This is a genomic window from Mesorhizobium sp. B263B2A (assembly GCF_020165775.1).
Classification (GTDB): domain Bacteria; phylum Pseudomonadota; class Alphaproteobacteria; order Rhizobiales; family Rhizobiaceae; genus Mesorhizobium; species Mesorhizobium opportunistum.
Genome location: NZ_JAIUIU010000009.1, coordinates 156,739 through 168,583 on the forward strand (window position 1 = coordinate 156,739; position 11,845 = coordinate 168,583).

Genomic DNA, 11,845 nt, shown 5'->3' on the forward strand with positions numbered 1-11,845 from the left:
TCGGAGGCGAGGGGGAGCGCCGAATGATGACATTCAACTTCAAGGGGCCTCCCGTGGGGGACGGCGACGTGTCGGCCGAATGCCAGGGCCAGCTGCTGCCTTTCGTTTGTGAAATCGTCCAGGCAGCGGTCGCGGCGGGGTGGAGCCGGGACGATGTTCTTCTGGCTTTTGTGGAACTCTCCTGGGATCTCTACGAGAAACGTCGCGGTGATCTGTAAAATTACGCCTCAGTTTGAAGTTCGCAGCGGCCAGGGGCGTGGTTTTACCCGTGTTCTTGCCACAGGCCGCTATTGTCGGTCAGCCTAGCACTGGACGTCACGACGCCAGCTTAGGCGCAGCAGGCCCTGTTTGACAATCAATGAGAATCGCGGAATCGCTCTCGCCAGGCTGATACGCGGAACTCGCGCATGGCGAAGGCTCGCCATGCGGCGGAAATGGAATGCTCGCCAACTTCCTCCACCGGTCACTTCTTTGTTTTCTCGAACAAAAATTCTTCTTTGCACGTGGAAGTTCTTTCCTATCCAAGGCCTGTGCGTTACGCTGGTTGCGGGTCGGGCAAGGGGATTTCAAGCTACAGCAAGACGGCTGAGGCGGCATGCATGAACAAAGCGGACGAAGCTCGGGAAAGCGGCGTTTCCCGGGGCGTCGATCGGACAGTCCGATACCTCTTGGACATCATTCCGGAAAGTGCCGGTCCCCGGCATACCCCGGCGCGCGGGAGCGTTACCTCCGCGGGGCGTCATCCATTGTGTCCGCGATCCCGGGCCGCAGAAGTTCCTGCCCCCGGCTCATGAGGTCGATTTCCCCGATACATCGCTTCAGCCGCCCCCGTTCGGCATGGATGAGCTGCAGATCGTTGAGATGAGGTCGGCCAGCATTACCGTTCGATCCATCACGAATTGTTTTTCAGGGGAACAGGGAGGGCAGCCTAGGGTTGAGTTCCAACTGGGACGTATCAGGAGGCCGGAGCATGCGGCGGCGTGATGATGATCCTGAGGGATCGGCTCCCGGGACGGGTTCCGCACAACAGCCGGCGCTGCACGCAAAAGGCGGGCTTTCCGTCCGCAGCGCACGCAAGGTACAGGAATTCCTGGATGAGAACTTCACACGCAAGCTGGCGCTTGGCGAGATGGCCGCGGTTTGCGGGCTTTCACCCTATCACTTCATGCGAGCCTTCTCCAGGACGTTCGGAATGCCGCCGCATCAGTATGTGCTCGACCTCAGGCTGGACTTCGCCGAAAGGCTGCTTGCCGAGAGCCGGATGACGATCGCCGACATCGCCCATCTGGCTGGATTTTCGAGCCAGAGCCATTTTACCACCGTCATGAAGAAATACCGGCAGGTGACGCCGCTGCAGGCAAGGGTGGTCAAGCTTAACTCAAAGGTTAGATAAGGCTGTACTTTCGGCATTGTTTGATTACTTTGTTTTAAAGCGCTGGCTAACGTAACGAGTCGTTAGCCTCTGTCGGTTTGCTCAACTTTTTTCTCACGACGCAGCAATTTCGTGAAATACTGCGATTGGGAATCATGTCTTTCTGCTGTGGAACGGAATTGTCAGACATTTCGTGCCGGCCAGCGGAGAGGGAACCATGACCGACAATCGCATTTCGAGCGGCTCGCTTGTTCAGCATCGCGCGGCGCATTTCGCTGGGCAGTGGATCGCGGGGGCCGATCATGGTTCGCGCTCGGTTCGCCGCCGCCTGATGGCGGTGCTGCGGATGGCGCATCGCGCGCTTAGCATGGGGCGTAAGCGCCTGGGTTTGGGAACGTTGGGTGCCGGCGGCAGCGTGCGTTCGGCTCTGGCTTGCGGCGTCAGCCTGGCCAACATCGTCGGCGGCCTGGCGGCGATCGCGGCGCTCGGCCTCGCCACACCGGCCCAGGCACAATACCAGGCTGGCGGCGGGTCCGCGACAGGCGGCAACGCCGTCGCTATCGGTAACGGTGCCACGACGAATGGCAATAACGCCGTGGCGTTGGGCACCTCCAACAGTGCAACGGGCGACGCTTCGATCGCCATCGGCTATTCGATGAGTGTCAATGGCCTCAACGCCATCGGCATAGGTGTCTTTGCAAGCGCGACCGGCATTAACGCGCTCGCTGTGGGCGGAAACGCCCATGCTAACGCCGGCGGGGCAAGCGCCTTTGGCGTCAACAGCACCGCAAATGGTGCGAATGCGACTGCCATCGGCTCCACGGCTACTGCTGGCGCCGCCGCGACGGCCGTTGGCGTATCGAGCCAAGCGACCGGCGGCAATTCCGTCGCTATCGGCAGCGTAAGCCAGGCTTCGGGGAACAGTTCGACCGCCCTCGGCACGGGGACCGTCGCCAACAGCTTTGGTACCGCGGTTGGATCGACCAGCCAAGCAACCGGCGGCAACGCGACCGCAATGGGAGCGGGTAGTAACGCAAGCGGCGGCAATTCGATAGCGCTGGGAGTGGTCAGCCAGGCAACCGGCGGCAATTCTCTCGCCGCCGGGAACGGCGCCAACGCCAGCGGAGTCTCGGGCGTCGCCGTCGGCAACGCTGCTAGGGCGACCGGCAACAGCTCAACGGCACTCGGGGTGCAAGCGGTGGCGATCGGCGACAGCACGGTTGCGGTCGGGCAGGGTGCGGGTGCCGGCTCGACCACCGCCAATAACAGCTCGGTCGCGGTTGGCATCGCGGCCGGGACGCTGGTGAGCGGCGCGCAGAATACTGCGCTGGGCGGCGGCATCCCCAGCGTGATGCGAGGCGCCGGTTCCGGTGTCACGGGGACGCGCAACGTCGCGCTCGGGACCGGCGATGGCGGTGTCACCTATGACGGTACGCTCTCTGCGTCCGCGGGCAATCTGGTCACGGGCAACGACAACGTCGCGATCGGAACCAATGCCGGTATCGGCGTCGCCGCCAGCAACACCGCGTCGATCGGCCACAACGCTCAAGCCAGCCAGACCAATGCCGCCGCCATTGGCACCGGATCCATCGCAAGCGGCGTGAATTCCATCTATCTGGGCGCACGCTCCGCTGCCGGAACGGGGGCTCTCGCTCAGAGCGCGATCGCTATCGGCGTGGACGTGACGGCAAACGTGGCTGATGCCACGGCGATCGGCCGTACAAGCGTGGCATCGGCCCAGTTCGCCGTCGCAATCGGGGTAAATTCCCGTGCGACGGGGATAAGCTCGTCAACGCTCGGCCCCAACGCACTCGCTTCAGGCAATTTCGCATTGGCTTTCGGCAATGCCGCTCTGTCGAGTGGAATCGGCTCGGTCGCGATTGGGTCGGGTGCCCAGGGCACGGATGTTGGCGCCGTGGCGCTCGGCAATGGCTCCCGTGCGACCCTCGCGCGCGCAACGGCGCTGGGCGTTAGCGCATCGGCGAGTGGCGCGAGCGCGCTGGCGATGGGCGATACCGCGAACGCGAGTGCCCAGAACGCGATCGCCGCCGGAACGAACGCGGTCGCAAACTCCGCCGATGCCGTCGCCATCGGTACCAGGGCGAATGCGACCGGCGGCAAGGCCGTCGCCATCGGCGCCGACAACGTCGCTTATGGAGACGGCGCGGTCGCCATCGGCGATCCGAGCTACGCCAGCGGCACCGGCGCCTTCACCGGCGGTGCCAACAACATCGCCAACAGCGACGGCACGGCGACCGCCACCGCGGCCAATATGGCCAACGGTGCCGTCGCCATCGGCAACAGCAACAAGGCCATCGGACAGGGCTCCGTTGCACTGGGCAACGGCTCGACCGCCGGTGCCGCCGGCCTGGCAGGCAATGTCGCACTTGGCGATGGCGCGACGGCGGCGGCAAGCTCCGGCGATGTGGCGCTCGGCTCCGGCTCGGTGACCGCCACGGCGGTCGGCACGCCCAATGCGGTGATCAACGGCACCACCTACGCCTTCCAGGGCACCAACCCGACCTCGACGGTGAGCATCGGCGCGCCCGGCGCGGAGCGCACCATCACCAATGTCGCGGCAGGGCGGATCAGTTCGACGTCAACCGACGCGATCAACGGCTCGCAGCTCGCCGCCACCAACCAGGCGGTCGACGCCATCGGCGCCGTCGTCAACAATCTCAATGTCGGCAGCGGCATCAAGTATTTCCACGCCAACTCGACCTTGCCGGACTCCCAGGCGCTGGGCACCGATTCCGTCGCGGTCGGACCGAACGCGGTGGCCAACAATGCCGGCGATGTCGCGATCGGCCTGAATTCGACGTCGGGCGCAACGACCAATGTCGGCGGCGCCACGATCGGCGGCACCGCCTATACCTTCGCCGGCGGCACGCCGGCGGGCGCCTTCTCGGTCGGTTCGGCGGGCGCCGAACGCCAGATCCAGAACGTCGCGGCTGGACAGTTGAATGGCGGCTCGACCGATGCGGTCAACGGCTCGCAGCTCTTCGCCACCAACCAGCAGGTGACGCAGAACACAACCGACATTGCCAACATCGGCAGTGGCGTGACCAATCTCGGAAACACGTTCAACACCATCGCCGGCGACACCTCGACCGCCTATACCGACGCCAACGGCATCGGTATCCGCTACGCCCGCACCAACGAGGCCGGGCTGGCGCAGACCGATTCCTTCGCGCAAGGCGTCGGCTCCACCGCCGTCGGCTACCAGGCGACGGCGACCGGCGACAGCGCGCTGGCGCTCGGCCGCGCCACACAGGCCAGCATCGACGGCAGCGTGGCGCTCGGTTCCGGCTCGGTCTCCGATCGCGCGATCGCTCCCGCTTCCGGACAACTGCCCGCCGGCCCGTCCAATTTCATCCAGTACAACACTACCGACAAGACGCTGCTCGGCGCCGTTTCGGTCGGCACCGCCACGTCCTACCGGCAGATCACCAACGTGGCTGATGGCACGCAGGATCAGGATGCGGTGACGGTGCGCCAGCTCGCTGGCGCCATCTCTTCCGTGTCGGCGACGTCGACCAAGTATTTCCATGCCAATTCGACGGCGGGCGATTCTCTCGCCCTCGGCGCCGAGTCGGTCGCGGTCGGCCCGACGACGGTCGTCAATGGCGATAATGGCGTCGGCATCGGCAATGGTGCCATCGTCGACCAGACAGCACCCGGCGGCACCGCCATCGGCCAGAACGCGCATGTGATGCTGGCCGACGGCCTGGCGCTCGGCACCAATTCGCTGGCGTCCGGCATCCAGTCGGTGGCGCTCGGTGCCGGTGCCCAGAGCACCTTCATCAACAGCGTCGCGCTCGGCGCGCAGTCGATCACCAGCATCGGCGCTCAGACCGGCTACACGGGTTTTGGCCTGACCGCCCCGCAGACCTCGGTCGGCGAAGTGTCGATCGGCTCCGCCGGGGCCGAACGCAAGCTCACCAATGTCGCGGCGGGCTCGGCCGATACCGATGGCGTCAACGTCTCGCAACTGCGCGGCGTGTCGCAAAATATCAGCAACCTGTTCGGCGGCGGCACCACGGTCAATCCCGACGGGTCGATCACCGGACCGACTTACACCGTCCAGGGCAACACCTACACGACCGTCTATGACGGGCTCACGGCGGTCGACAACGCGCTGACCAACATTACCAGTGGCGGCGGCATCAAGTATTTCCACGCCAATTCGACGCTGGCCGACTCCATCGCCAGCGGCACCGACAGCGTCGCGATCGGTCCGGCCAGCGTGGCGAGCGGCACCAACAGCCTCGCCGCCGGCAATGGCTCGACGGCCACCGGGCAGGGCGCCGTCGCGCTCGGGCAGGGCGCCAAGGCCAACAATGCCAATGATGTGGCGCTCGGTTCCGGGTCGGTGACGCAGACCGCCGTCGGCACCGCCAGCACCGTCATCAACGGCAAGACCTATGCCTATGCCGGGACGACTCCGGCCGGGACCGTCAGTGTCGGCGACGCCGGCGCCGAGAGGACGATCACCAATGTCGCTGCGGGCCGCGTTTCTTCCGACAGCACCGACGCCATAAACGGTTCCCAGCTCTTCGCCACGAACACGGCGATCGAGGATCTGAAAGCCGGCGTCGGGGGTCTCACCCAGAATGCGGTGACCTATGATACCCAGGGCGGCGCCAAGACGAACACCATCACGCTGCAGGGCGGCGACGTCAACGCGCCGGTCGTCATTTCCAATGTCGGCCCTGGCGTCAAGGGCAACGATGCGGTCAATGTCGACCAGATGAACAACCGCGTGGATTACGCCATCAACACCTCCAACTCCTATACCGACAAGGTGGCCGGCACGACCTTGCAACAGGCCAACGACTATACCGACCAGAAGCTCAGCCAGCTCAACACGGACCTGGGCGGCATACGCGACGAAGCACGGCAAGCGGCCGCGATCGGGCTCGCTGCTGCCTCGCTGCGCTACGATGATCGTCCCGGCAAGCTGAGCGTCGCGGCGGGTGGCGGCTTCTGGCGGGATTCGAGCGCCTTGGCCTTCGGCGCCGGCTACACCAGCGAGGACGGTCGCATCCGCGGCAACTTGTCCGGTACTGCCGCCGGTGGGCATGTCGGCGTCGGCGCCGGCATCAGCTTCACCTTGAACTGAGGCAGGAATGAAAGGACTTGTTGCCCTGACCTGCCTAGCGCTCTGCGGCGGCCTCGTGCCGGCCGCCGGGCAGGTTACGTCGCCCTACAGGATCAAGCCCTCGGACGTGGTGGTGCCTCCCGAGGCAAAACTGGGGGAGTACCAGCGCACCATCCGTCCGTTCGAGAACTGGACGCTGATCTGCGACGAAAACCTCAAGGCCCGCAAGAAGGTTTGCAACGTCTCGCAGATCATCGAGGACGCGTCCGGCAAGATGGCCTTCAGCTGGTCGCTTGCCGCCACGCAGGACGGCAAGCCCTACATGATCCTGCGCACCGCGCCGAATGCCAGGAGCGACGGTCTGGTGTCGCTGAAGTTCGATGGACAGGCACAGCCGATCGACGTGCACCTGAACGGCTGCAACGAAATGGTCTGTGTCGGCATGCTGCCGGTGGGACCGGTGATGCGCCAGCAGATAGCGCGCAAGGCGACGCCTGCGATCTCCTACCCGACCGTCGACGGCCAGACGATCACCGTGACCGCAACGCTCAAGGGGCTGACGGAAGCCCTTTCGCCAGTCAAATAAAGGGGGCAGCACCAATGAGCCAGCAGGACCAGTTCATGTCCGCGAAACGCAGCAACCCGGCCGTCGAGGCGGATCGGCAAAGGCTCGTCGAGCCATGGCGGCGGCGGTGGCCGCGCGTCGTCGGATTTTCCCTGTTGGGGCTGGTGGTGGCGGGCGTAGGCTTCGCCGCCGGGAATTATGCCGCGATCGCCAATCTGGTCGGCGGCGCGACCGCCGCACAGGCTTCGACGCCGTCGCCCGCGCTTCCGGACACGCCTTTCCTCGAGCACGTCAAGCAAGCCGGCGTGCAGGCCTGCTCGACCGTCTATCCGGTGCTCGGACAGATCCTGACGACAGGCACGAAATACAGCGTCAAATCGTTGTGGAACGACCAGGCCGCTGACAAGCATGCCGTCCAGGCCTTTGTCGGCATGGACTATGCGTCGGAACGCTACAACGGGCCGGCCGCCGGCGTGGTCTTCGCATCGCCCACCGCTTCGGGCTGCGAGGGGGCGATGGTGCGGGTGGCGCCATTCGCCAGCCCGTGCGCCGACATCCCCGCCATCTTGCCGCAAGGCAGCAAGATCACCGACCATCTCGGGCAGGTCGAGGTGTATGAGCTCGGAGGCAACGCCGGTGAAGCGCTTCTCCTGCCGACTGGCAAAAGCTGCGTGGTGATCTCGGTCGCTTCGGCGGCGAAATAGGCGAGCGAGTGGGATCGAGGAAAGGGGTGCCGACCATGAGATTGCAAGCTTTGGCGGTTTTGGGTTTGACCTTGTTGTGGAGCGGACAAGTCGTCTCGGCCGACCTGGTGGCGCCGCCGGAGTCGCAGCAGGAGGAAAAAGGCATCTGGGCGGCCATCGCCTATTCGCAGGCCGATAGCAAATACGGTTTCTTCTGGGGCGCCGACAAGCGGCAGGAGGCGAAGGACATCGCGCAGAAATATTGCGAGAACGCAGGTGGAAAAGCCTGCAATGTCGTCACCGTCTTCCGAAACCATCGCCATTGGAACGATGACGACAAAACCGGTTTTCCCTACAAGCACTGCGGTGCGCTCGCACTGGCCGACAAAGTCGAGAACCGGTTCACGCCGTGGGGCGTGAATTCCGCCGAGACCCGCCGCGAAGCCGAGGACCTCGCCTTGAAGGCCTGCGAGGCGACGGGCGAGAAATGCAAGATCCGCGAATGGGTCTGCACATGAAGCGTGGCCTCAAGGCAGTCTCGGCATGCGGGGCAATTCTGTTTTCGTTGATGGTGCCCGCATCGGCACAGCAACAGGTGGCGGCTGTTGCGGATGGCCCCTCATCGCTGCGCGAAGTCTACCAGGACTGGAGCGTGGCTTGCTCTGTCCAGGAGAATGCGAGGGTCTGCTCGCTTTCGCAGGACCAGGTCCAGAAGAACGGCCAAAGGCTCCTCGCCGTGGAGATACAGAGACGCGCGGACGGCTCGACGACGGCTACCCTGCTTCTGCCTTTCGGCATCCTGCTCGATTCCGGTGTGACGCTGCAGATCGACGATCAGCCGCCATCGTCCCAACAGCGTTTCAGGACCTGTTTGCCGACGGGCTGCCTCGCCGTCTTTGCCATCGATCGGTCCTTGGTTGGAAAGATGCGGGGAGGCACGGTGCTGAAGCTCAATGTCACGACGGATGCCGAGACCCTGCTGACATTTCCGGTGTCGCTGCACGGGCTTAGCGCGGCGCTCGATCGCATGGTCGCGTTGAGCGCAAAATGAGGAGAAGGCGGCTGCCTTCGATGCCGGCCGGATCTCATGGAACGTTGCTGTGCCGAAGGTCGTTTAGTCCGGTGCTACTGCCATCGGATAGCGATCATGAAGAAGAAAACCTACGTCAAACCCACGCTTGTAAAATGCGGAAAACTGACGGAGCGCACGGCGCAGATCATGGCATCCGGGGTCATACTAGGCGAGTGACCGCCTACGGCTATTTTTCCCGCATTGCTCGACGGAAGTTGGCGCGGATGCCCCGAGGCGATCCCTTCAGCCATTTGAGTCATTCGATAATTTTCCTATTGGGCGATGGCCGATTTTCTGTTTAGCCATACCCACGGCGATGTGTCAGACTTTGCCGCATTTCGCAAAATGCACGAGAGTTGGTAGCCGAAGGAAGTACGATGACAGGACAAAAAGTTGCGTTGGTTAGCGCTGGCGGAAGCGGCATGGGCGCGGAGACTGCCCGTCGACTTGCCGCGGACGGCTACAAGGTCGGGATTCTCTCGCCCTCAGGTAAAGGGGAAGCGTTGGCAAAGGAGCTCGACGGCTTCGGTGTCACCGGCTCGAACCAATCCAATGACGATCTCAAGCGGCTGGTCGATGGCGCTGTCGAGCGGTGGGGTCGCGTCGACGTGCTTGTAAACAGTGCTGGCCACGGCCCACGAAAGCCCATCCTCGAGATTACCGACGAGGATTGGCATGACGCAATGAACGTTTATTACCTGTGCGCCGTTCGTCCGACGCGGTTGGTCACACCAATCATGCAGAAGCAGAAATCGGGCGTCATCGTCAACATCTCCACCGCCTGGACGTTCGAACCGAGCCCGATGTTCCCCACCTCTGCCGTCTTCCGTGCCGGACTGGCTTCCTTCACGAAGATCTTCGCGGATACCTATGCCGGTGACAACATTCGCATGAACAACGTTCTTCCAGGTTGGATCGACAGCCTGCCCGCAACCGAGGAACGTCGCGACAGCGTGCCGTTGGGGCGCTATGGCACCAGCCAGGAAATCGCCGCCACGATCGCTTTCCTTGCGTCGGATGGCGCGGCCTACATCACCGGCCAGAACATCCGCGTCGATGGCGGCATAACGCGCGCCGTCTAGAACAGGCATTCAACAATGCGCACCAAAGCCAGCATTCGTGTCGTCGGCTGTCACGCCGAAGGCGAGGTCGGCGACGTCATCGTGGGTGGCGTGCTGCCGCCGGCGGGCCGCACGATGATGGAGAAGATGATCACGATGGAACGTGATCACGACCATATCAGGCGCATGCTGATCTGCGAGCCGCGCGGCAGCGTCGCGCGCCATGTCAACCTGCTCGTGCCATCGACGCGTGACGATTGCGTCGCCGGCGCCATCATCATGGAGCCGACGGAATACCCTCCGATGTCCGGTTCCAATACGATCTGCGTCGCCACGGTCCTGCTGGAGACCGGCATGGTGCCGATGCAGGAGCCCGAGACGCGCTTCAGGCTCGACATGCCGGGTGGCGTCATCGACGTGCGCGCCGAATGCCGTGACGGCAAATGCGTGTCGATCACCTTGCGCAATGCGCCTGCCTTCGCCGAACGTCTCGATGCCAACATCGAGGTCGAGGGGCTGGGAACGCTCACGATCGACGTCGCCTATGGCGGCATGTTCTACGCGATCGTCGATGCCGAGGCGCTCGGCTTCTCGGTCGCCCCCGACGAGGCTCGCGAGCTGGCGGTGATGGGCGAGAAGGTTCGACGGGCCGCGCGCGAACAGCTGGATGTCGTGCATCCGGAATTCGAACATGTGCGCGGCGTGTCGATCGTGCAGTTCGCCATGCCGTTCCAGGGTCCCGGCAATGTCACCCGCAACACCTGCATCGTCTCGCCGGGACGCTCCGACCGCAGCCCGACGGGAACCGGCACGTCGGCCCGCATGGCCGTGCTGCAGGCCCGAGGCCTGATGGGAGTTGGCGACGTATTGATCCACGAATCGATCATCGGCTCGCGCTTCGCCGGCAAGATTGTGGAGCTGAAGGAGATCGGCGGCCGCAAGGCGATCGTTCCGGAAATCACCGGCCGAGCCTGGATCACCGGTGAGCATGCCTACTACCTCGATCCGACGGACCCATACCCGCAAGGCTACGTGCTGTCGGACACATGGGGGACTTCCACCTCGGTCAAGCAATAGACGTGCAGCGGCGTCGAAACAGGTTCGGTCTAGGCCGAAACCTCAGGGACCATTCAACCGGGATGCCCGCGATTGAAAGAACTGCAGGAACAATTCGCGCTCGGTGGTGATGTCGAGTTTTTCGTAGATGCGGCGGCGGTGATTTTTGACCGTGCCGACCGCGATCCCCAGCCGCTCGGCGATGCTGGCGGTCGGATGTCCGGCCAGGACGAGCTGGACGAGTTCGCGTTCCCGCTGTGAAAGCTCCGGCCAGAGACTGGCCGGAATGCTGGGCTTCTGCTGCGGCGAAGCGCCGGGCCCTGTCGGCATCGATGTGCGGGAGAACTCGTTTCCGCGCGCGGTTATGTCGAGTGCGTGCAGGGCTGCGAACACCGGCAGCCGCTCTTCCAATCGCGCGATCTCGCTGTCCTTGAAAGAGGCGCTCGAACGGTCGAGAAAGATGCCGAGACACCAGTCGCCGCCATCCGCCAGCATGATGCCGACTTCGTCGCAGATTTCCGACTGCGCCAGGAAGCCAGCTATGTACTGGCCGCGCTTGGCCTCGTCGTCGGCAAGCCGTTTCAGCGGCATGATGCCAAGCCGCCGCTCGCGCCGCCACGAGGCATAGAACGGGTCGAACACGTAGTAACTCGCGAGATAGCGCTGCACCATCTCGTCCGAGAAGCGCCGGTGCTTGACGAATTCCGGTGTCTGCGTCGCCGAATAGCGCGTCACCGTGACGAGGTCATGCTCGATGTCGGCGCCGATCAGGTCGATCAGGCAGTCGACATGCCTGTCCGTGCCGGTGGCGGCGATCGCCTTGGCGAGCGGCGCCCAGATATTGCCCATGCGCATGCCCTTTTCTCGGCGATCCCGGCCCGACCGTCATTGTGTCTTTTGGCATATGGCGCGAGGCCGCCCAAGGATTCTAGCCT

At 64.0% G+C, this 11,845-nt stretch carries 10 protein-coding genes; 9 read left to right on the plus strand and 1 reads right to left on the minus strand.

All coding sequences use genetic code 11. From position 1 onward, the window contains the following. Nucleotides 1-23 precede the first annotated feature (23 nt). The 9 genes from LB568_RS16715 to LB568_RS16755 all read left to right on the plus strand — a co-directional run bounded on the left by LB568_RS16715 (nt 24) and on the right by LB568_RS16755 (nt 10,931). Nucleotides 24-218, plus strand: coding sequence for a hypothetical protein (locus tag LB568_RS16715; RefSeq protein WP_224730661.1), 195 nt, complete (start codon nt 24-26; stop codon nt 216-218). Between the two features lie 752 nt (nt 219-970). Continuing rightward, on the plus strand, nt 971-1,393 hold the full coding sequence (locus tag LB568_RS16720; RefSeq protein WP_224730662.1) for a helix-turn-helix transcriptional regulator: 423 nt from the start codon (nt 971-973) through the stop codon (nt 1,391-1,393). Nucleotides 1,394-1,589: 196 nt separating this feature from the next. After that, a complete protein-coding gene (locus LB568_RS16725; protein WP_224730663.1) occupies nt 1,590-6,494 on the plus strand; it encodes a beta strand repeat-containing protein in 4,905 nt (1,634 codons plus the stop codon). 7 nt (nt 6,495-6,501) lie between these two features. Next, nucleotides 6,502-7,059, plus strand: a complete 558-nt coding sequence (locus LB568_RS16730) for an invasion associated locus B family protein (RefSeq protein WP_224730664.1) — start codon at nt 6,502-6,504, stop codon at nt 7,057-7,059. 14 nt (nt 7,060-7,073) lie between these two features. Further along, the gene (locus tag LB568_RS16735) at nt 7,074-7,742 is read left to right on the plus strand and encodes a hypothetical protein (RefSeq protein WP_224730665.1); all 669 of its coding nucleotides are present in this window, start codon (nt 7,074-7,076) and stop codon (nt 7,740-7,742) included. A gap of 35 nt (nt 7,743-7,777) precedes the next feature. After that, on the plus strand, nt 7,778-8,239 hold the full coding sequence (locus LB568_RS16740) for a DUF4189 domain-containing protein (RefSeq protein WP_224730666.1): 462 nt from the start codon (nt 7,778-7,780) through the stop codon (nt 8,237-8,239). Then, a complete protein-coding gene (locus tag LB568_RS16745) occupies nt 8,224-8,772 on the plus strand; it encodes an invasion associated locus B family protein (RefSeq protein ID WP_224730667.1) in 549 nt (182 codons plus the stop codon). The genes LB568_RS16740 and LB568_RS16745 overlap by 16 nt, the downstream gene beginning before the upstream one ends. A gap of 398 nt (nt 8,773-9,170) precedes the next feature. Continuing rightward, nucleotides 9,171-9,875, plus strand: a complete 705-nt coding sequence (locus LB568_RS16750) for an SDR family oxidoreductase (RefSeq protein WP_224730698.1) — start codon at nt 9,171-9,173, stop codon at nt 9,873-9,875. A 15-nt stretch (nt 9,876-9,890) separates the two neighbouring features. After that, a complete protein-coding gene (locus LB568_RS16755) occupies nt 9,891-10,931 on the plus strand; it encodes a proline racemase family protein (RefSeq protein WP_224730668.1) in 1,041 nt (346 codons plus the stop codon). A gap of 42 nt (nt 10,932-10,973) precedes the next feature. Here the strand turns inward: LB568_RS16755 and LB568_RS16760 are convergent, their stop codons facing one another. Further along, nucleotides 10,974-11,765 carry a helix-turn-helix domain-containing protein gene (locus LB568_RS16760; protein WP_140570724.1) on the minus strand — a complete coding sequence of 264 codons (792 nt, stop codon included), beginning with the start codon at nt 11,763-11,765 and terminating at the stop codon, nt 10,974-10,976. Between the last annotated feature and the right edge of the window lie 80 nt (nt 11,766-11,845).